Origin of the sequence: Psychrobacillus sp. FJAT-21963 (assembly GCF_001420585.1) — a bacterium.
In the GTDB taxonomy this organism is placed as follows: domain Bacteria; phylum Bacillota; class Bacilli; order Bacillales_A; family Planococcaceae; genus Psychrobacillus.
Genome location: NZ_LJIY01000001.1, coordinates 395,290 through 416,597, shown reverse-complemented (window position 1 = coordinate 416,597; position 21,308 = coordinate 395,290). Strand labels below are relative to the sequence as shown.

The window sequence follows — 21,308 nt, the reverse complement described above, 5'->3', positions numbered from 1 at the left end:
ATTTTATATTTTAAATTTAGTGACAATAGTCTGTGTGATGATAGTTCTATGTGAAAAATATGACCTTTTGGATTTCTTTGACGGAGAGAAAATAGAGTGTTATTTATAATATTAAGGAAAACTTAGGAAATTATATTTCTAGTAATTACCATTACAACTATTACAAGAATAATAAATTTATTTTTCAATTTAGGTTTATCTCCTTATTATATGGGGGATGAAAGTAATGTGGATGTAAGTCAAAAGTTGGTAATTCATAAGTAGTGCAATGTTTTCAACACATATAGAGGGCACTTCGCTAATTGACTATTTTAGAATAGTCGGAAGTTACTCCTAATATTTTGGTGGTTTCATAGAAAGCACAAGGTCAGGAATATCTGTAAGTAAAAGGTGATTTATTTGTTCTACTATCTGAGAACGGATGATTACTTTTGAAGGCAGTTATTTTATAAATTTTACTAAATTATATAACAAGGGAGATGTATGGAATGTCAGGAATTATTCGCGTAACACCCGCTGAGCTTGATGCTATGGCTGGACGTTACAACCATGAATCAAGTGAAGTAGCTTCTCAAATTGGTCGTCTAGATGGAATGATCGGGGAGCTTCAATCTATTTGGGAAGGTGCTTCAAGTGCAGCGTTTGCTGAGCAATATGAAAGATTAAAACCACATTTTAATGAAATGCGTGAGCTTTTAAGTGAAGTTGGAGTTCAATTAAGCCGTGCTGGTCAAGCGCTTCAAGACGCAGACCAACAAATTGCAGGACAAATTCGCGGTTAAGTTGTTCCGTCTTAGTTGGGATAAATAAAGAGCGTGTTCCTCATTGGAAGACGCTTTTTCCTTAAGAATAAAGATTGTTCCATTTTTCATTTCACATCACCATCAATAAACGACTGTCGCTTTTTTAAGGAGGTACGAATTATGTATATAGAGATTACGGTAGATCTTTCGAATTATGAGAGTAATGTAATCGATTTAAGGCTTTCTAATTATTATACGATGAAAAAAATGATTGATATTGCATGGCAAGCAAATTCGATTTCCAGTACTCCGCGTGAAGGGCATTGGGTTCGAGTAGTTAATAAGGATAAAATCTACCCAGGGCATCTGACGATGGAAGCGTGCGGGATTACGACTGGTGATCGTATTGAAATCATTTGAAGGAGCAATATAAATGGCGACTAACATACATACATATTTGAAAAATCGGATAGGAGCAGAAATAAATCAAGAAGAAAATAAAACCACTTTTGTATTCCAGAAGGAACGAGTTGGTTTTAAACGAACTTCTGAGATTATATTTTTGAAAGAAGTTAATCCAAAAATTACGAAAGACATAGTCATTACAGATGACGAATTGATCATTCAAGCAGAAATTCCTAATACCTTTAAACGATTTAGTGAAATCCATAAGGAAGATGAAAAATCTCGCTGGATGTTCGCCTATCAGCTTGTTGAGAAGGTTCATTCCCACCCATATCCACGCCTCAATCTCATTGTCTGCCCAGAAAATACTGTATATAGCAGAGGAATGGAGCCTCTCTTCATTTATTATGGAGTGCAAGGTAGCCTGCCCCCATTTGAAAAAAATGAAGAACGCATTTGGTTAGAGACGAAAGCAGTTGCAGCAGCTGCTATTGATGGATCCTTCACATTTGAAGAGTACTTAAAGTATTCCGAGATTCTAGAGTTAAAAGAAATCGGTTCATCCATCATGTCGATGCAAGACAGCCAGTCATTACTGAACTATATTAGTGAACAGCTTGACCAGCTAGAAATTAGAGAAAAAGAAAATGTTAGGTTGCCACGCAAAAAGTGGAAAATTACAAAGGGCTTATCTATCGGATTTGGGGTTTTACTACTCCCTGCAATCGTTTTTACTATTATTTATTTCATTCATGAAAAGCCCAAAAACGAAGCATATACCCTTGGCCATGAATATTTTCTAGGTCAAAATTACAGTCAAGTTGTTACCGAACTGAGTCCATATAGTGTCAAGTCCATGCCGTATGTCGTTCTTTATGAACTTGCCTATTCTACCGTTACAAATGAGCGATTAGACGAGGAACAGAAAAAGAATGTGCTTTCTAACATAACTCTTCAAACTGATGTAGATTATTTGAAGTATTGGATTTACATAGGTCGAGGAGAAGCGGAGAATGCAGTTGATATAGCACGTGCCATGGAAGATGGAGAGCTAATTACTTATGGATTATTGAAGAGAAGAGAGGAAATAAAAGCAGATCAAGATCTTTCAGGAGAAGAAATTCAAACACTTGTAGAGGAAATAGATAGAGAAGTAGAAGAATATGAAAAACTGATGGAAGAAGAAGAGGAATACGATAACTAAGTGGAAAATAACAACGGATTGAAAGAAGGTGTACTAAGTGTTGCAGTTATGGGTTTTTTATGGGGATGATTATCAACGGTTAAATTGGGAGGGAAATGATTTATCATCCCTCACAATCGGACCTGGTATTGAGCACGATCTCACGATATTGTCCTACCCTTTTACTCATCGGCCAATAACAGTTAAGAAAGAAGAAAATAAGTATTACGTCCATGATGGCAATAAAAAAATAGGAGATATAAGTATAGCGAAGGGCATCACCATTGAACAACGAGAACGGGTTCTTCGTTTATATATATCCTACTCACCTATTACATCTAAGACCTACTTTATCGATTATGAAAATGAAATATCGTTTAGTTGTCAACTAGAGAATGCAACTTTCCAAAGACAAGAAGTCCAGTTTCCAGAAGTGGAGTTTGGACATTTTTCACTAAATAAAATTGAAGCTGGTTGGATTATTAAGAAAGAATTTAATTGTCCTTTATATGTAAACGGAAAACGTTCCGAATCTAATCATGTTCTCCAAGTAGGTGACGTCCTACAATGGGCGTTCATGGAAATGAAACTTGTTGAAAAGGATATGTTGGAAGTCGTTTCTTCGGTAAAATATGAAACTATTCTTCCCGAGATAGACGTACCTAAATCCGAAATACTAAATATATACCCTGAGTATAGACGGACACCTCGGATGATATATGATTTACCAAAAGAAAAGGTTTCCTTATCGTTTCCTACTCAGGAAAGCGATGATAATGGTCGAAGTCTTTGGCTAATTATCGCTCTGCCACTCGTTATGTTAATCGTAATGGGTGTTGTTGCAATTTTTATTCCAAGAGGGACTTATATTATTATTTCCGTTACTTTGTTTGTATTGGTTTTAATCACATCGACGGTTCAATACTTTAAAGATCGAAAAAAACGAAAGTTGAATGCGGAGAAAAGGCGACGAGTATATACTGTTTACTTGAATAATATGCGTCAAGAGCTTTATGAGCTTTCTGAAAAACAAAAATTTGTATTAGAGTATCATTTCCCGTCTTTTGAAGAAATGAAACAAATGACGAAGCAGTTGTCTGGTCGAATCTGGGAAAGAACATTAGACAGTCATGACTTTTTGGAATTTAGACTTGGTACTGGTCAAGTTCCTGCAAGCTATGAAATTTCTCTGTCATCAGGTGATTTAGCGAATAGAGAAGTAGATGACCTTCTCGAACAGGCGCAACGAATGGAAAAAGTTTATAAAGAACTACCGAATGCACCCATTACAACACACTTATCAGAGGGGATATTAGGTCTGATTGGGAAAGAATCGGTTATTAAACGAGAGCTGCAGCAAATTATTGGGCAACTCGCATTTTCTCATAGTTACCACGATGTAAGATTCGTTTACGTTTTCAACAATAAAGAATACAAAGATATCGAGTGGATAAAGTGGTTGCCACATTTTACGTTACCTCATATGCATGCAAAGGGTTTGATTCATAATGAGGAGACACGCGATCAGTTGCTGTCGTCGCTTTATGAAATAATACGAGAACGTGATGCCGATGAAATGAAAGGGAAAATAAAATTTGCTCCACATCTCATTTTTATCATTACGGATTATTCCTTACTAGCAGAGCATGTCATACTCGAATATTTAGAACGCAAAAATAATAAGGATCTTGGTATATCTGTCATTTTTGCCGAAACTGCACAAGAGAGAATGACCGAAAATGTTCATACGCTTGTCCGTTATGTTAACGAACGAGAAGGCGATATTTTAATCGACGCTGGAAAGGCACTAGAAAAACCTTTCCACTTGGATCATTACGAACAGGAGACGAACGAACGTTTTGCTCGTACCCTAAAAACGCTTAATCATCAAATAGGCATGAAAAACTCTATACCAAACTCCGTCAGCTTTTTGGAAATGTTCGGAGTGAAGGACGTAGAAGATGTACCGATAAGTAGGAATTGGAAGACAAACGAATCAGCCAAATCTCTTGCTGTCCCAATTGGTTTTAAAGGGAAAAAAGAACTTGTTCATTTAAATCTTCATGAAAAAGCACATGGACCTCATGGTTTACTAGCTGGTACAACTGGATCGGGGAAAAGTGAATTTCTTCAAACATATATTCTATCGCTGGCCGTTCATTTTCATCCGCATGAAGTGGCGTTTTTACTGATTGACTATAAAGGTGGGGGGATGGCACAGCCATTTAAAAATATTCCTCATCTTTTAGGTACGATCACAAATATTGAAGGTAGTAAAAACTTTAGTATGCGTGCACTTGCTTCTATTAATAGTGAGCTGAAGCGTAGACAGCGTCTGTTTGATCAGTTCAGTGTCGCACATATTGATGATTACACGACACTTTATAAAGAAGGAAAGGCAAATGAGCCCTTGCCACATCTGTTTCTAATTTCAGATGAATTTGCCGAGTTGAAAAGCGAGGAACCTGAATTTATTCGTGAGCTAGTAAGTACAGCACGTATTGGCCGAAGTCTAGGTGTCCATCTGATTTTGGCAACTCAAAAGCCGGGTGGAATCATTGATGAGCAGATCTGGAGTAATGCGCGTTTCCGTGTTGCATTGAAAGTGCAGGATGCATCCGATAGTAAAGAAATATTAAAAAATGGGGATGCTGCAACAATCACTGTTACAGGTCGTGGATATTTACAGGTAGGGAATAACGAAGTATATGAATTGTTCCAATCTGCCTGGAGCGGGTCACCTTATATGGAAGAAACGCTTGAAGGAGAAGACGATGTAGCTATAGTAACTGATCTTGGTCTAAATCCGCTTTCTGGTATTGAAACGAATGTGAGCAGGAAAAAGAGCAGTCTAACAGAAATGGAAGCTGTCACTACAAAAATAGCAAAAATCCAAGAAGATCTTTCCATTCAAAAGCTAGCTAGTCCTTGGTTGCCTCCACTTGCATTAAGAATAGAAAGTCCAAAAGAAGAATTGACTACAAAGCTGGCTTTTCCAATTGGAATGATGGATGAGCCGGAGAAACAGAGTCAAACACCAATTGCTTATGACTGGAAAAAGGATGGAAACGTAGGTATTTTTGGTTCTTCAGGATATGGAAAGTCGTACACTTTATTAACGATGCTATTAGGGATTAGTAGTAGGTTAACTCCAAGTGAAGCGCATTTTTATATGTTAGATTATGGGAACGGTTCGTTGCTACCGCTTCGACAGCTTCCCCACACAGCGGATTATTTCACGATTGACGAAGAGTTAAAACGTGAAAAGTTAATAAAATTAATGAAAAATGAAATCTCCGAAAGGAAAATAGCGTTCCAACAAGCAGAAGTTAGTAATATTCATATGTACAATAATCTGACTGCAAAGCCATTACCGCTGATTTATATCGTTGTGGATAATTATGATATTGTCCGCGAAGAGATGGAAGAATTGGAAGCACAGTTAATCCAATTCGCGCGAGACGGGCAATCTCTGGGAATTTATTTATTGATTACGGCAACAAGAGTGCAATCTGTTAGACAGTCACTTATGAATAACTTAAAAACAAAAATCATTCATTATTTATTTGATACGAGTGAAGCTTATGGAATTGTAGGTCGAGTTCCATTTGATTTGGAACCATTCCCTGGAAGAGCTATTGTTAAAAAAGAGGATGTCAAATTTGCACAAATTTTCTTGCCTGCAAGTGGTGTAGATGATTTTGACGTATTGGAAGCAATTAAATCCAAAGTTCAATCTTTAATAGCTAAATATAGCGAGTATGAACTTCCTAAACCAATACCGATGCTACCTTTCGAATTAACATCCATCAGCTTTCCTGTTTATATCGATCGAAAAAAAGAAAATGGAATTGTTCCAATTGGATTAAATGAGGAAACGGTTCGTCCAGTGACAATTAATTTCCAAAAAAATCGTCATTGCCTTCTTGTCGGGCAAGTTCAAAGAGGAAAAACGAATGCGCTGAAATGGATTATTCAAAATCTAGAAGAGCAGGAAACAGGCTTTATTGCAGTATTTGATAGTTTCGATCGTGGATTGTCCATGTTTTCAGAGGAATCAAAAGTAAATTATTTAGAAACGAAAGAAGCTCTTGTTAACTGGGTCACACATATCGAACAATATTACGTGAATGTAGAAAAAGAGTATTTAGAAAGTTTACAACAAGGAAACGGAACACCAAAGATAGTGCTTTCTTATTTCATTATCGATGGCTACACAAGATTTTTACAGCTTGCAGATCCTGGTATTCAAGATCGACTCTCTAAGCTGATGAAAAAGTATTCACATTTAGGATTTAATGTCATTGTTTCTGGTAATAACGCTGAAATCACGAAAGGATATGATGCATTTACAAATGAATTGAAGCTAGTCCGACAAGCACTTCTATTTATGAAGAAATCAGAGCAGACATTATATACATTGGCATACGAACGAAAAGAAGCGGAACTTCCGCTAGGATTTGCACATTATATTTTAAACGGGAATGCTACAAAAGTTCTAACCCCGTTATGCAAGATTGAGAGGAAGATCGTTCAATGAAAACGACGGATAAAAGTAAAATGTGGAAACTGATTGCGGGAATATTGCTCATCTTAGCTCTTCCCATCTTATTTTTTCAACTAATGGGTGTAAATATTTTAGATTTAAATACGCCAAATAAGCGAGTAATCGCAATTGTTAACGAAGACCAGGGTCTATCGAAAGAAGATGAAAATGTTGATATGGGAGTGGAGGTTGTTTCCATTTTGGCGGATGGTTCCCCATATAAATGGGAAGTGATGGGACGCGGGGCAGCAGAGAATGGATTGAAATCCAACCAGTATGAAGCAATTGTATACATTCCTTCTAATTTCTCTGAAAATATTATGTCTTATGATCAGCAAAATCCAAAAAAAGCGGAATTCTCTTATCAAGTTCAACGACAGAAAACTGGCGTTCGTAAAGAAAAGGTCCTGTATGAAATTGAATCAGCTACTAATAGGGTGAACGAAAAAATCTCGACACTCTACTGGAGCTATGTTGCACAGGAAATGAATCATATTAAGAAAGAATTTAAGAATATTTTAGGGAAAGAAACAGAATTTTTAACTGCAATGGCAGGCTATTATAAACCTGAGTCCGAAACATTGGCAGAAGAAATGAAAAGACAAAAAGAGCAAATGCAAGGACTACTTTCCCAAATTAGTTCTGCCAATAATGGCTATAATTCTCGTATTCAAAATGCTGATTCTTTTGGTCAGCAAATGAATGGTTTTATCACATATGTACAACAATATAAACAATTTCAAGATACACAGAAAGAAATACTACAGCAAGTTCAAAACGACAGTCTTGCAAAAATTCATGCTGCTGCAGCGACTCAAACAGAGCAATTTAATAAATCCGTACAACAACTAGAAGAAAACAACGAAAGATTGAATGAAGAAATAGTAAAAGTAAATGGGATTATAGATGAGAATAAAGAAAAATTCAATGCATTATCTCAATTGCGTAAGAGTGAGGTTGATCGACAGCTTGCAGACCTCCTAGTTGTTCAAGGTACAGCAATAGATCGATATAACAATACAATTCTAAGCAATCTAGAAAAAGGTATTGCAGCAGGAAAAAGTGGAACTGGAGTACTAGGTATTGAAAATATCGGTACTAATCCACAACTTCTAACAACGATTCAAGAGGAAATGGCACGTAAAGCAACTGTAATAACTGATACTGTGCTACCAAACATGGAAGAGGAACGTGCGAAGGTTAACGAAATATTATCAGCGCTCACTTCCTTAAAAGCGAAAGTAGCTAAAACAGATCCTGCCTCGACCTTACTAGGTGAACTAGAACAGCTTCAAGCTAAATTAACTTCTGTTCAAACAGTTATTTCCGAAAAGGAAACAGTCTGGACGAATGCAAATCAATCAGGAGCAACTGATTATGTAAAAGCATCAGGTGATTATGCAAGCTTGCTAGAAAGCTACAATTCTGTTTACAGAGAATATGAATCTGTTCAACAAATTTTAAATTCCTATCCTGCAGATACTGCAAAAATTGGAGCCGTTATTAAGCAAAAGGAAGAGTCTCTTCTAAAGCATGATCGTTTATCGGCTGATCAGAAAACTAGATTGGAAGAATTATTTACAAAGGGTGCGGCGAATACAGAATTGAATTCGTTGCTTTCCTATTATGCAACCTTGGAACAATTTGAGTTTACGCTTAATGAAGGTGGGGGAAGTACGAATAAAGACGCACTTCTAAAGGATGAAATTTTAACCGCTCTATTGAAAAATGTGGTGGATATGAATGAATTAGAGCTTGAAAGTTGGACTTCTGTGAGTGATGGAATTCCAGCAACTCAGCTCGGTATGACTGATTTAAGTACTACTTTTGCTGCGATGATGACTGGATATAAGGAAACAGCAGAACAGCAACATGCTTCCTTAGTGAGTGATTTAGATTCTATTGATCAGCAAGCGAATTTGCTTCTTCAGCAAATTCAAACACCTTCCACGATGGGAACAGCCGAACCTTCAGCAACAGTTACGGAAGGAGAAGTAGTGGCAGGACAACAAAATGTAAGCAATCAACTCCTTAGCTTAAGTGAGATGATTCAAGCTTTATCACAGAAACAAAATAGTTTAGTGAATTACGCCAATGATTTACATGTGAAAGCCGATGGTATTAAAGATACTTCCAATGAATTCAGCAACAAGTGGGAAACAAACGTGGACGCTATGTCCGATTTTGATGGGGACATTCAAGAATTTCTTGCGAATACGTATGTGGATGGTCAAGAGAATGGATATGTGTTCAATCACTTCGTGAATCCGTTAGAAGTTAAAGGGGAAGCAACCTTATCAGATGAAGGAAAAAAAGTTCCACCAGTTATTCTATTTATCATTTTGCTTATTAGCAGTCTACTGATAGGATACTTTACGTATCAAATGAAGGATGGTCCAATCGGTCTACGATTAGGATTAACTGCAATACTTTCTATACTAGTCGGACTGATTATAAGTCTATACAGCATCAACATGTATATTCTAAACGATCAACGAGCAGTTGAGTGGACAATATTCACGATACTCTTGTTGTTGGCAGGTGCTTCCATTATTCGCGCTGCTCTTGAATTTGGTCAATCGGCAGGTTGGATAGCAAGTGTCGCTTTGATGTGTTTATACATCATTCCACTTCTTATCCTTGCAGTACCAGACATTAAACTTCCAGATGTTTTATCTACCGTTTATATGTCCATTAAATATGAGCCAGAAACAAGTTTTATAGCTGGAGCGATTATAACAGCCATTATTGCAATAATCATGTTAACCGTTTCTTATTTTATGAATAAAAATAAAAAAGTGGAATCTGCCAAGGCAGCTGAAGCCTATGAGCTTTAAACAATTTACCCTACTGTTTTGTGTGCTAATGATCAGCTGGTTATTAGCACAAACAACTGTGCATGCAAACGAAGAAAAATCTAGTAAAGAATTAGAACCTGTTATTTATGAGAAATTGAAGTTCAAGAAAAACACCGATTATTTGCATGATGGTAAAAAGACAGAAATGAAAAATACCATCCCTGAAAAGCAATTTAATATTTATTTTGATGGAAGACGTCAACTTCCAAATCGAAAGGATACGTCCTATTTATTTCAAACTTCAGAACGAGGCGAGATAAGCACAGTTTCAGCAAAAACTTCTGATTTAAAGCTTTTCTCAAATGAAAGCAAAGGGGAAAAAGAGCAGTCTGGCACCTCATTAAATATGGAGGAACCAGCAGGTAATAAGACACGAACGATGATATTACTCGCAATCATCGCGGTAGGTATTGTTACGTTATTCATGGTGTTTATACCTAAAATGGTTAACACTCCTACTTCAAATAAATCGATACGTCCATAAACACTCGGGAGAGGGGGAACAGGTTTGTTAGGATATTATTATGCACTTCTTCACAAGAAACAAGAGGAGATAAGAAGACTGAACGAATGTCAGTCATCACTATCAGATAAGCAGGCACAGTTCAACGAAAATGAACATAAATGTCTTGAACCCGAGCTTACAACAACTACTTGGCATGGGACTCTTGCCACAAGTTTCGATGAAATTAGGGAAGCCGGAATCCATACTTCTTTTTTAGAGATAGCTGGAGCCCAGTTCGCAGCAGTGTTTAGTGCGATTACTGCTAAAATTGCATCACTACAAGCAGAAATTGCTTCTATTCAGCAAATAATTGAGGAATTATTAGCCGAGGAAGCACGGGAAAAGGCATCTAAATAAAGAAGGGAGGGATTTTTTATGTCAACAGAAGTGAAAATTGTTTATGCAGAAGTGGAAGCTCAATTAAGTGAAATGACAAATGCAAAGGATTCGCTTGTACCCACAGCAGAGCCACCTATTACAGGTAATACACTAGATGTTGTTACTAAATTAACGGAGCTTTCCACGAAACTTGAACAGCTATTGACAAAATATCAAACTGTTTTAACTACCAATATTCAAACGACGACCAGTTCTGTGGAATTTATGAATGAGACCGATCAAAACATCTCAACGGCTATGCAATGTACAATTGATGGACCAAAGCAGGTGATGCAATGAAAGTATTAGACGTTAACCCCTTTCATGAAGGCTTACAGCGAAATATTACACTCCTCACTAGACTTGATACGGAGATGAATTCTATTAAGAGCTCTATCGAAGGTCTTGTTGCATTAGAAAATTCTTTAAAGGGAGAAGGGGGGAATGCAATTAGAGCATTTTATAATGATTGCCATATCCCTTTCTTACAGTTTTTCACTACATTTAAATCTAACTTCGATAGTACGCTTACTCAGATGAAGTCTGCACTGGATGCTTTAGAGCCAGATCAAAACGGTTTTATTCGTCAAAGCTTTTTAGAAGGCGAAGTAGAAGAAGGACTTACTGAAATTTCTCAGGTCACTAGTAATCTGACAGATGAATCAAATGCCATCATGGACCAGGTAGCTGATATTGTTGCTCTTTCACATTTGAATGATAGTGGTGTCCAAGACGGTGTAAAAAATGCTCGGATGAAGCAAGATGATACCGTTACGGATCTAAATGAATTTGATTCGACTCAAACAAATGCATTGTCGCGGGTAGAAGCTGACTTGCTCATGATGGAACTTTGGCTAATTGATCTAGAAGGAATGATGAACGACGGCTTGACGGATATTGACTTCCCGGCTGATCGTTGGGCAGAATATACGCAAAGTCACCCATTAAAAACTGAGCTTGAGAGTCGAGTAGGAGACACGGACAACATAGATGCAGAAGGGAAAGAACAAGATCCAGGAAATGTATCGTCAGCAAATCCTCAAGTGAAAGAGTTGAAAACAGCAGTCGATTATGCAAAGAAAGCAAACACTGCAATCACAGGTGGAATATCTGCTTTCGGTATGTATGTAGCAGGAAAAGATGGGGGGTTAAGTACCTCAAGATTATTTGATCCAAAAACTGGGACGTACTCGTATAGAATCAATGCAACAGGCAAAGCAATGAGACATCTGGGTGTAGATTTAGATTCTAGAGCATTTAAAGAATTAATGCGTAATGTTCCAAAAGGAAATAAAAAGTGGTCTCCAAAGCATTATGAAATTGCTGCAAACAATACAGTTACTTTAAAATATGCAACAAAGAAAACGGGGCAGAGCGGTTGGTCTGGTACAGGAGATCAGGCATTGAAAAACCATCCTTCACTAGCCTATTGGAATGACCAAGCAACAAATGTTCAAAAAGCTAAAACCGTTGGGGCTGCAACACTTAAAGGAACTGGAAAGGCATTTACAGATCTTGTCGATGTGAAAGGAATGGTATCGAGTGGGCCACTTAAAGGGGCTGGAAAAGCACTTGGTCCAATAGGAGCAGGATTAAGTTATTACAGCAATTATTCAAATGCGGTAGACGCAGGATTAGATGGTGGAGATGCACACGGTCGTGCAGCTTTAGATACAACAATTGATGTTGCGGTTGGAGGTGCTGTACAAACTGCATTTACTGCTGCAGGAACAGTGTTAATACCGATTCCTGGTGTTGGTACAGCTGTAGGAGTAGGAGTTGGTATAATTGTAAACTCTTTCTTAAATGTTAAGTTTGGAAAAGAAGATAAATCTGTGATGGATCATATTAAAGGATGGTTCCATTAGGTAAGAAAGAAGTGAAATTAGATGAAATTAAAAGAAGAAGATTTTGAAGTACTAAGGAAACCTCTTGAATCAGGAAGACAAAGCCCTAAAAGTTTAGCTTTTACATTGCTATTATGTGTTTTTCTACAAGCACTGTTATTTGCACTTGAATATTACGTTGCAGCTGACTCCACTATGTACCCATATAAGGATCAAATACTTCTAGTACATCTATGGATCACTGCCGGTTTAATCGTTTTATCACTCATTTATTCTATACCAGCAGTTTATAAAAGAAGTGGAAAAATTCAATACTTGTTATCAATATTAGTCTCACAAAACCTTTTTTCTTTTTCAATTTTTATCAGTGCATTATTTTTTATTGGAAATAAAGGGGAAGGGAAGAATGCGACACCAGAATCTCTTCTAAATTTCACATGGATTTTGGTATTCATAGGGCTGCTTATTTTTATTGCTACTTTTATCCGTTTTTATATCCTTTTAAAAAAAGGCCACTATCGTAAAGGCTCAAAAAAAGATGAGCTAAGAGGGAAATTTGAGACAACATCATATATTCCAGCTGCAATTATTGGAGGTCTTGGAATAGTATTTATTATTCAATATATTGTTCGGAATTCTGCTATTGACGATTTAAATATGATGACTGTGATTATTGGTGGTATAACTCTATTTTTTGTGATGCTTTTTATTTTGCCAGAGCAACTTGTTATTTTGTATTGTAAGTTTCGTTTCAAAAGCTTCAATTTTAATGAACGAGGTTATTTATATAAGAAGGAATAGGTGGAAGTGGAGTGCTTTACCATGTTTAGAAAACTAAAGGAAGACGATTATGGAGTTCTAAGAGGACCTTTAGAATCCGGTAGACAAAGTCCTGGAAATCTAGCTATTGTTTTAATTATCGGTATATTTTTACAAGCATTGCTATATGCCCTTGAATATTTTATGGCCGCTGATTCCACTATTTACCCATATAAGGATGAAATACTTATAGTACATTTTTGGATAACGGTTGTATTAATCGTATTATCATTGATTTATGCACTTCCTGCGGTATTTAAACGAAGTGAGAAAGTACAGAATTTGCTAGTGATTATCGTTACTCAAAATATGTCTTCTGTTCCGTTTTTAATAATGGCACTATTTTTGATAGGGAATAAAGGGGAAGGATTAATAGCTACTCCGGAATCTCTTCTTAATTTTACATTAATTATTTTATTTATTGGATTATTAGTGTTTTTTGCTACCTTTATTCGTTTTTATATTCTGTTGCAAAAGGGCCATTATCGAAAAGGCTCCAAAAAGGGCGAAATACGAGGACGATTTGAGACTACTTCCTATATTTCAGCAGCGATGATTGCAGGAATTGGTATTGTTTTTGTTATCCAATACATTGCTCGAAATTCAGCAATCAATGATTTGAATATGATAATTCTTATTGTCGGTGGTTTTCTCACATTTTTTATCATGCTTTTCATACTTCCGGAACAGCTTGTCATTTTATATTGTAAGTATCGATTCAAAAGCTTTAATTTTAATGAGCGCGGTTATTTAAATAATAGAGAATCTTTATAAGAAAGGATGGATAAAAGATGGGGATCGGAATGTATTCATTAGTGTTTGACAATGTGTTGACATATGAGGTGGAGCAGAAAAAAGAAGATTGGCAAAATGGCGTTTATGAGATAGAGGAATTTATGCTTAATAAAGATGTGTACAAAAACGGCCCTGTATTATTTTCATTTGAGCAAAATCGAACAGACGAAAAATTTGGTCGCTTCACATACTACTTGCCAATCAGTAGTCCGGTATTTTTAAACGATGAAACGGATTTTAAATTTCATGAATCATTCGTATTGGATAGAGCGTTATTACTACGTCAAGCAGACCAAGAAATTGATTTTTATGCAGCTTATGAAAAAGTGAAATCTTATGCTCGAGCCAATCAAATAGAAGTAGAAGATACATATTATTGCGTATTACTAGAAGTTTACGGTGAATATATTATTGATTTGTATGTACCGATAAAAGGACAGGGTGATGAAGGATGATTGCTGAAAACCATCAAATTGCTTACCGAAATGTCGCATCTAAACTCTATAACTTTTTACCTGAAGAAATCGATATTGCACTAAAAGACTTTGATACGATTTTAACCGATCATGGCTATCATCCAACTGGTCCAATATTTTTTACAATCATTAGCGATCCAACATCAGAAGTCATGACTGCCGAATTATTTTTACCAATAGCAGAAAGTCAATTTTCTATTCCAAAAGAAGAGGAAGTAAATTTCCGCAGCTATTTTTACGTCAATAATCTATTAAGCACCAGGATAATAAATGACTTTGATGTACAATCTCAAGTGAAGTATTGGGAGCTCTTCGATTATATGAAAGAGCACAACATGACCCAAAAAACCCCCGTATTCGTTCAATTCAAAAAAACAAACTCCAATCGAACCTACGCCGAAATGAGCTTAGGCGTACTATAAAAAAATGTGAGATGTTTACAAGAATATTACTGGTGCCAGGCACCAGTAATATTCTTGTAACATTTACGAAATATATTGTCTAGTGATTATATATTAAAATTGTAGGATGGTGTATAGATGAAAATATTAGATGTCAGACCGTTTGATGAAGGGTTACAAAGGAATATTCAAATGCTTTCACGTTTAGAAGGGGAAATGCAAAAAATACAAACCGCGGTTAATGGGCTTGTTGCGCTTCAAGACTCCTTGAAGGGGCAAGGTGGTGATGCCATTCGTTCATTTTATAATGATGCCCATTTGCCTTTTCTACATTTTTTTCTAACGTTTAAAGAAGAGTTTGATCGAAAGCTTAAGCAAATGGGTGATGCGCTTACTGCTTTGGAATCAAATCCGAATGGATTTATTCGAGAAAGCTTTTTGGAAGGCGAAGTGGAAGAAGGGCTCACGGAGATTTCACAAGTCACTAGCAATTTGACAGAGGAATCAAATGCCATTATGAACCAAGTAGCGGATATCGTAGCTCTACCACATTTAGATGATAGTGGTGTTCAAGATGGAGTAACAAATGCTCGGAAAAAGCGAGATGATACAGTTACCGATTTACATGAGTTTGATAGTACGCAAACAAGTGCTTTAGCTATAATCGAGGCTGCAATTTTAAATATGGAATTATGGTTAACAGATATAGAGTACTTAATGTCGGAAGGCCTAACTGATATTCAGTTTCCAAGTGAAGCTTGGAACTATGTACAGGATGCTACCCCTATTGGGAAGTTTTATCTTCAACATCAAATTGATTTGCTTGCTGCTGACCCACGAGTGGAAGAAAATGAAGTGGAAGTTTCCTCACCTAGTAATCCAGAAAAGAACCTTTGGGAAGGCATAATGACGACGGTTGGTTTGGATATTAATGATTGGGAGCAAAAGCCAATCAATGCTGCTGCCAATTTGGGTGCATTTGCCGCTGCTGGCTATGAAGCGGGAAAAGATGCAAGGATTGCTGCTCTGGGTGGCGCTATTCAATTAAAATCTCGAACAACTGCACAAGGTGTAACAAAGCCTGTGTTAAAAATTAAGAAGCCGCATCTATTTGGTGCAAATAAGAAAACCTATTCTGGAGCAGATGCTATAAATTATAAAAAATTATATAAACGAGTACACCCTATGACAAATGTCAAGGAAACATTCAAATTTGCTAATAGTAAATTGGGATACATCGGTGTTTTTGCAACAGTTGGTGGAGACATAGTACATGGGGTGCAAAATAAGGAATCAGCTAGTCAAATTGCTGGTAATGTTACTGGGGATGTTGCAGTTGCCGGTGCATCTATGGTTGCTTCAGCTTGGACTGGTGCTAAAATGGGAGCTATTGTAGGTGCTGGCGGTGGTCCTGTGGGTATAGCGGTAGGAGCAGTTGTAGGGCTTGTCGCAGGGGTTGTCGCAACGGCAGTTTTAAGTGAGTTAAAATTCATGGATGTTAATAATGATGGAAAAAAAGATTCTATAGGTGATGCAATAAAAATAGGGACGACGGGTCTTATTGATAGTGTATCTTCTTGGTTTAAATAGATAGGAGAGAGTTCAAATAGAAAAGAGAGAACTAGACAATATTACATTGTCATATTTAAATTTGCAGTCACCAAAAGAAAATAAATCTAATATTATTGGATTCTTTATTCTATTTTTATATTTTTTTGGAATTTTGCCGATATTAGCTGATCCTTTCTCGCTTCCATTTTTTATTGCTGCAATCATACCAGTGATAATTATACAAATTTGGGCAATTGTTTATGTAATTGACCCATATAAGTATGAAAAATCTTATTATTTGTTTTTTGGAATTTATGGGGTAGTGAATACTTACGTTTATTTTGTTAGTATTCAAAAATTATTATATATTAACCTGAAAGCCGAGGGCATATTACCATTCTTAATTGGTTTAATATTCCTTGTTGCCTTGCTGCTAGGAATGAATTGGTTAAATTGGAAGGCACTTTATTCTGGTACTTATTATAAATTACAACAGAAAAGTACTATACCTGTTGCTTGGACGGTTATCGCGGGCGGAAGTTATATTTTAGGGCAACTAATTTTATCCTTCATATACACGGAATCAGCTCTGTATATATTAATAATTGTTGGAATGTCCTTTTTTAGTCTGTGCACAGCTTATTTTTCTGTTTATATTCATCGCTATTATTTTATGAATAAGAATATGGATGCGGTTAAGCAGGTGTATCCTCAGTTTGGATTACCGAAGAGTGAAAGAGTTTTGGAGAGAAAAAAACGGAAGAAAAAGGTGAAAAGCTAATGATTCCTACATTTACAGTAAATGATATTTTCGTCATGATGCAAACATTGAATACTAGAACATTGATTGGTTTTGCTGATCCTTTCCAATACCTTACGAAACAGGAAGTGGAAAAGGAATGGGAAAGAACTTATAAAAAGCTCCATAAGCTTAAACTTTTAGATTACGTAGATGGAGAAGTTAAGCTAGAAGAAGGGTTTGCCAACGCCCTCTGGATTATGTCTAGAACAAATATGGTTGTAGAGATTTTAAGAGATGCTGAAAGTAAAAGCTTATTTTATTTTGGTAATACAAATGTGGTCGAATGTTCGAGAAATGAAGATAATGCTTTTACTCTTTATACGCATGGAACTCCAGATTCTACCTGGAATGAAGTGATTTATCCTCGCATGCTGATGGGAGTGGAAGGAGATAATATTCAAACAAAAACAAACAACAAAATTCTTATTCCTACGAGAGAGTATCGTGAATGGGTGAAAATTGGAGAAATAATAAATGAGAACAAACTAGTCTCCTTAAATGAAAATCAGGATACGGGAACATTAGTAAATATTTTAAAACAATCTTTTCAAAATAGATTACATAACAATCGGCTTATGATTTTTTATCGAGAAAACAATATATGGTCTATTGAGGGAATACATGTACTAACTTCTCCAAATCAAAATTGGACTTTTAAAATGATTCGTAAAAATGAAATGGAGCTCCTTGAAGGAAAACCAAGTACAAATATTGAAATAGTCGCTGGTATTTTGGATGTTCTGAGAAGAGTAAAAGAGAAGAAGGAACCTGTGAAGAATTCATAAACTATGTTCTTTTGGATAGATTAATTTTGTTGAGAGAAGGAGATTTCAATAGAAACGAAAGAAATTGATAAAATTACTTTATCGTATTTAAGATTCCAAACACCCAAAGAAAATAGGTCTAATATTATTTGCTTCTTTTCTCTTTTTCTGTACTTTATGGGATTATTTCCAATCATATCAGAACCATTTTCTTTCGCATATTTTTTAGCAGCGGTTATTCCAATTGCAATACTCCAGGTTTGGGCGATTATCTATTTGATAGATCCTTTTAAGTATGAAAAATCGTATTATTTATTTTTTGGGGTATATGGAATAGTTAATACATATATAATTTATTTAGTGATCCAAAAGTTTTTATATCTAAATATAGGCGTAAAAGGTTATTTACCTTTTATTATGATCTGGGGAATGTTTGTTGCTATATTGGTAGGAATAAACTGGTTGAATTTGAAAGCTCTTTATACGGGAACTTATTATAAATTACAACAAATGAAGAGTATTTCTGTAGCATGGGTAGGAATCGGTGGAGCAGGGTATGTAATTGGACAGATTCTTTTATCTGTCTTCTATACAGAGTTTGCTACTTATATAATACTTATTTCGTGTATATTTCTTTTGTCTATTTTAACTGCTTTTTTCTCAATAAATATACATCGCTATTTTTTTATTTGTAGAAATTTAGACATTGTGAAGAAAGTTGAACCTAATTTTGGATTGCCGAAGAATGAAAGGAAATTCAAGTATATATATCGCCAGATTTGATAGGAGTAGAAGAAATGATTTCTTCACATAATAGGAGAAATGCTTTCTGTAGTATATAATGAAGAAAGAAAGTTAGAATTAATTTCTACTGATTCAAAGAAGGAGTTTGGAGTATTTGAGTAAAAAAATAATAAAAAATGAGTTACCTGAGAATTATGAGGAGCTTAAAAAGGCAGCAAATAGAACTTCTAGCTGGAGAGCACGTTATGATGCTGTAGAGGAATTAGGGAAATATAACACAAGTCAGGTTATTGATATACTAAACTCTAGGGTAGCAAATGATCCTGTTTATAAAGTTCAAGAAGAGGCTTACCGTATTCTTTTAGAGTTTGGTGAAGACGTTGAGGTACCAGAACGTAAAAAATTCGAAGTGATCAAAGGTGCTAATAAAGTTTTCTTACGTGTGAAGAAAAGTTTACCTGCCGACCATACATTTGAACAATTTCTAGACAAACTGAAAAGAATGCGTAATGACGTTTACGACGCTTACGAAGGCGAAAAAGGTTTGGACTGGCTGAAAAATGAATGGGCTAACATTAACACAAAAAGTAATAACAAGTAATCATAGAAGAGTGTTACAAATATGTTACGGGTGCCTGGCACCAGTAACGTACTTGTAACACTTTTTTTGTAACAATCCTAAGCTGCAAAAATAAAAAGAAATCCCAAAAGTCTATGAGATGACTTTTGGGATTTTTATTAGTTGCTAGAAACTAGTCGATGGGAGATTCTTTTCCCAGCTTCCATTGCTTTGTTTATTAAAAGTTCGAGTCGTTCTTCGGTCAGGTTGAAGCTGACTACTCCAATACTAATAGCTCCAATGACTTGTCCAAAGCTGTCTTTTATGGAAACGGCAATGGAGGAAGTGCCTTCTGTTCTTTCTGAGTGGCTGGTTGCATAGCCTTGTTTTTTTATTTGCTCCAGTGTTATAAGCATTTCGTTCATTTTGTCAGTTGGTAGGAGCTGAGACAGTATGTTTTCTGTTTGGGCTGCTGGCATAGCAGCTAGCATTGCTTTATTGGCAGCGCCAATATTCATTGGTATGCGTAATCCCAATTGATCATAAATACGGATTGGATTGTTTTCGCTATCGATTCTCTCTACAATCATTGCTTCCGTCCCGAGCGGTTTGCTTAGGTAGACACTTTCCTCTACTTCTTTGGACAACCATTCTATTTCTGGTCTAATTTTGCTTACGTAATCAAAGGAGTCGTAAACTTTGAGTCCGTATTCTAACCATACAATCCCAAGTCGATACATTTTGGATTGTGCGTCCTGTTCAACCAAACCTTGTTTAATCATAGCTTGTAACAGTCTGTGCATCGTACTAAGAGGGAGTTCACACTCTTTGGAAAGATCTGAGATGGACATTCCTTTTTCTGTTGTATGAGTTGCCAAAACCTGTGCTACGGTCATTGCTCGAATAATGGATTGCATAAAAAGCACCGCCTAATTTATATAAATATTAGTTTTCAAAATATATTGACATTGTAACATAGAGCAATTATATTTGAAATATAAAACTTTCCATTATACGGAATAGTTTTCCGTTCAACGGAAAAGGAGGAGAAGCAGTGCATTATAATTCATCAATGTTTAAATCATTACAACGTGTAATTGTAAAACATCCTAACGAAGCTTTTATTAGTCAAGATCATTTGGCAAATCAATGGAAAGTCTTCAATTACTTACAGGAGCCTGATTTTGAAGAAGCGGTTCGTGAGTATAAAGGTTTTATTGAAATTTTAGAAAAGCATGTAGCACAAATAGATTATCTACCAGCATCTGATAAAGTTGGTCTAGATTCGATTTATGCACATGATCCAGTAAAATTCACACCTGCTGGAGCTATTATATTGAAATCAGGAAAGAAACTAAGACAACCAGAAGCTACTGTTTATAAAGCGTTTCTGACAGATAAAGAGATTCCTATTATTGGAGAGTTAACAGGTGAAGCTGTATGTGATGGTGGGGACATCGTTTGGTTAGATGATAAAACACTAGTAGTTGGACGTGGCTATCGTACAAATGATGAAGCAATACGCCAATTAAAAGAAATAACAGCTCCATATGTGGATGAGTTTATCATTGTACAACTCCCTCACGATTTAGGGGTTGAAGAGTGTCTGCATCTTATGTCATTTATTAGCATGGTCGATAAAGACTTGGCAGTTGTATATTCGCCGTTAATGCCCGTATTTTTCAGACAATTATTAATCGAGCGAGGTATTCAATTAATTGAGGTACCAAAAGAGGAGTACGACAATCTTGGTTGTAACGTATTGGCACTTGCACCTCGTGTGTGTGTCCTTGTGGAAGGTAATCAATCAACAAAGAAACAGCTTTTAGATGCTGGTGCAACTGTTTATGAATACAAAGGACAAGAAATTAGTGTTTTAGGAACTGGTGGTCCAACATGTCTAACTAGTCCTGTTATCAGAAATTAAAAGGA

The 21,308-nt window shown here is 36.1% G+C and carries 20 protein-coding genes; 19 read left to right on the top strand and 1 reads right to left on the bottom strand.

What is annotated here, in order from left to right; all coding sequences use genetic code 11:
* The first annotated feature begins 488 nt into the window (after nt 1-488).
* The 18 genes from AN959_RS01900 to AN959_RS01815 all read left to right on the top strand — a co-directional run bounded on the left by AN959_RS01900 (nt 489) and on the right by AN959_RS01815 (nt 19,418).
* Complete coding sequence (locus tag AN959_RS01900) at nt 489-782, top strand: WXG100 family type VII secretion target (protein WP_053590397.1); 294 nt, start codon at nt 489-491, stop codon at nt 780-782.
* Nucleotides 783-923: 141 nt separating this feature from the next.
* A complete protein-coding gene (locus AN959_RS01895; protein WP_053590396.1) occupies nt 924-1,163 on the top strand; it encodes an EsaB/YukD family protein in 240 nt (79 codons plus the stop codon).
* Nucleotides 1,164-1,176: 13 nt separating this feature from the next.
* A complete protein-coding gene (gene essB, locus AN959_RS01890) occupies nt 1,177-2,352 on the top strand; it encodes a type VII secretion protein EssB (protein WP_056827822.1) in 1,176 nt (391 codons plus the stop codon).
* A 37-nt stretch (nt 2,353-2,389) separates the two neighbouring features.
* Complete coding sequence (essC, locus tag AN959_RS01885) at nt 2,390-6,871, top strand: type VII secretion protein EssC (protein ID WP_056827820.1); 4,482 nt, start codon at nt 2,390-2,392, stop codon at nt 6,869-6,871.
* Nucleotides 6,868-9,714, top strand: coding sequence for a type VII secretion protein EsaA (gene esaA / locus AN959_RS01880; RefSeq protein ID WP_056827818.1), 2,847 nt, complete (start codon nt 6,868-6,870; stop codon nt 9,712-9,714). Before essC ends, esaA begins: the two co-directional genes overlap by 4 nt.
* Nucleotides 9,704-10,219 carry a type VII secretion EssA family protein gene (locus AN959_RS01875; protein ID WP_056827816.1) on the top strand — a complete coding sequence of 172 codons (516 nt, stop codon included), beginning with the start codon at nt 9,704-9,706 and terminating at the stop codon, nt 10,217-10,219. The genes esaA and AN959_RS01875 overlap by 11 nt, the downstream gene beginning before the upstream one ends.
* A gap of 24 nt (nt 10,220-10,243) precedes the next feature.
* Complete coding sequence (locus tag AN959_RS01870) at nt 10,244-10,597, top strand: DUF5082 family protein (protein WP_056827814.1); 354 nt, start codon at nt 10,244-10,246, stop codon at nt 10,595-10,597.
* An 18-nt stretch (nt 10,598-10,615) separates the two neighbouring features.
* Entirely contained in the window at nt 10,616-10,918 is a 303-nt protein-coding gene (locus AN959_RS01865) for a YwqI/YxiC family protein (RefSeq protein WP_056827812.1), read from the top strand.
* Nucleotides 10,915-12,486: a ribonuclease YeeF family protein gene (locus AN959_RS01860; protein ID WP_056827810.1), complete on the top strand. Its 1,572-nt coding sequence runs from the start codon at nt 10,915-10,917 to the stop codon at nt 12,484-12,486. The genes AN959_RS01865 and AN959_RS01860 overlap by 4 nt, the downstream gene beginning before the upstream one ends.
* Before the next feature lie 21 nt (nt 12,487-12,507).
* Nucleotides 12,508-13,266: a hypothetical protein gene (locus tag AN959_RS01855; RefSeq protein WP_056827808.1), complete on the top strand. Its 759-nt coding sequence runs from the start codon at nt 12,508-12,510 to the stop codon at nt 13,264-13,266.
* 21 nt (nt 13,267-13,287) lie between these two features.
* Entirely contained in the window at nt 13,288-14,058 is a 771-nt protein-coding gene (locus AN959_RS01850; protein ID WP_056827806.1) for a hypothetical protein, read from the top strand.
* A 17-nt stretch (nt 14,059-14,075) separates the two neighbouring features.
* Nucleotides 14,076-14,534 carry a DUF5085 family protein gene (locus AN959_RS01845; RefSeq protein ID WP_172794288.1) on the top strand — a complete coding sequence of 153 codons (459 nt, stop codon included), beginning with the start codon at nt 14,076-14,078 and terminating at the stop codon, nt 14,532-14,534.
* Nucleotides 14,531-14,977: a DUF5085 family protein gene (locus AN959_RS01840; protein WP_056827804.1), complete on the top strand. Its 447-nt coding sequence runs from the start codon at nt 14,531-14,533 to the stop codon at nt 14,975-14,977. The genes AN959_RS01845 and AN959_RS01840 overlap by 4 nt, the downstream gene beginning before the upstream one ends.
* Before the next feature lie 117 nt (nt 14,978-15,094).
* Complete coding sequence (locus AN959_RS01835) at nt 15,095-16,546, top strand: ribonuclease YeeF family protein (RefSeq protein ID WP_056827802.1); 1,452 nt, start codon at nt 15,095-15,097, stop codon at nt 16,544-16,546.
* A gap of 46 nt (nt 16,547-16,592) precedes the next feature.
* Nucleotides 16,593-17,288 (top strand): hypothetical protein, encoded by a 696-nt coding sequence (locus AN959_RS01830; protein ID WP_156350707.1) that lies wholly within the window; start codon nt 16,593-16,595, stop codon nt 17,286-17,288.
* Entirely contained in the window at nt 17,288-18,094 is an 807-nt protein-coding gene (locus tag AN959_RS01825; RefSeq protein ID WP_056827798.1) for a hypothetical protein, read from the top strand. Before AN959_RS01830 ends, AN959_RS01825 begins: the two co-directional genes overlap by 1 nt.
* 255 nt (nt 18,095-18,349) lie before the next feature.
* Nucleotides 18,350-18,856 carry a hypothetical protein gene (locus AN959_RS01820; RefSeq protein ID WP_056827796.1) on the top strand — a complete coding sequence of 169 codons (507 nt, stop codon included), beginning with the start codon at nt 18,350-18,352 and terminating at the stop codon, nt 18,854-18,856.
* A 115-nt stretch (nt 18,857-18,971) separates the two neighbouring features.
* Complete coding sequence (locus tag AN959_RS01815) at nt 18,972-19,418, top strand: HEAT repeat domain-containing protein (RefSeq protein ID WP_056827794.1); 447 nt, start codon at nt 18,972-18,974, stop codon at nt 19,416-19,418.
* Between the two features lie 137 nt (nt 19,419-19,555).
* Here AN959_RS01815 and AN959_RS01810 read toward each other — a convergent pair whose 3' ends face one another.
* A complete protein-coding gene (locus AN959_RS01810) occupies nt 19,556-20,293 on the bottom strand; it encodes an IclR family transcriptional regulator (RefSeq protein WP_056827791.1) in 738 nt (245 codons plus the stop codon).
* 137 nt (nt 20,294-20,430) lie between these two features.
* Here AN959_RS01810 and AN959_RS01805 point away from each other — a divergent pair, with 137 nt between their 5' ends.
* Entirely contained in the window at nt 20,431-21,303 is an 873-nt protein-coding gene (locus tag AN959_RS01805; RefSeq protein WP_371256458.1) for a dimethylarginine dimethylaminohydrolase family protein, read from the top strand.
* The last annotated feature ends 5 nt before the right edge of the window (nt 21,304-21,308 follow it).

Bases quoted from the DNA above. Each gene is read 5' to 3' on its own strand.
- AN959_RS01900 (WP_053590397.1), top strand. From the start codon at position 489: ATGTCAGGAATTATTCGCGTAACACCCGCTGAGCTTGATGCTATGGCT.
- AN959_RS01895 (WP_053590396.1), top strand. From the start codon at position 924: ATGTATATAGAGATTACGGTAGATCTTTCGAATTATGAGAGTAATGTA.
- essB (WP_056827822.1), top strand. From the start codon at position 1,177: ATGGCGACTAACATACATACATATTTGAAAAATCGGATAGGAGCAGAA.
- esaA (WP_056827818.1), top strand. From the start codon at position 6,868: ATGAAAACGACGGATAAAAGTAAAATGTGGAAACTGATTGCGGGAATA.
- AN959_RS01875 (WP_056827816.1), top strand. From the start codon at position 9,704: ATGAGCTTTAAACAATTTACCCTACTGTTTTGTGTGCTAATGATCAGC.
- AN959_RS01865 (WP_056827812.1), top strand. From the start codon at position 10,616: ATGTCAACAGAAGTGAAAATTGTTTATGCAGAAGTGGAAGCTCAATTA.
- AN959_RS01860 (WP_056827810.1), top strand. From the start codon at position 10,915: ATGAAAGTATTAGACGTTAACCCCTTTCATGAAGGCTTACAGCGAAAT.
- AN959_RS01855 (WP_056827808.1), top strand. From the start codon at position 12,508: ATGAAATTAAAAGAAGAAGATTTTGAAGTACTAAGGAAACCTCTTGAA.
- AN959_RS01850 (WP_056827806.1), top strand. From the start codon at position 13,288: ATGTTTAGAAAACTAAAGGAAGACGATTATGGAGTTCTAAGAGGACCT.
- AN959_RS01845 (WP_172794288.1), top strand. From the start codon at position 14,076: ATGGGGATCGGAATGTATTCATTAGTGTTTGACAATGTGTTGACATAT.
- AN959_RS01840 (WP_056827804.1), top strand. From the start codon at position 14,531: ATGATTGCTGAAAACCATCAAATTGCTTACCGAAATGTCGCATCTAAA.
- AN959_RS01835 (WP_056827802.1), top strand. From the start codon at position 15,095: ATGAAAATATTAGATGTCAGACCGTTTGATGAAGGGTTACAAAGGAAT.
- AN959_RS01825 (WP_056827798.1), top strand. From the start codon at position 17,288: ATGATTCCTACATTTACAGTAAATGATATTTTCGTCATGATGCAAACA.
- AN959_RS01810 (WP_056827791.1), bottom strand. From the start codon at position 20,293: ATGCAATCCATTATTCGAGCAATGACCGTAGCACAGGTTTTGGCAACT.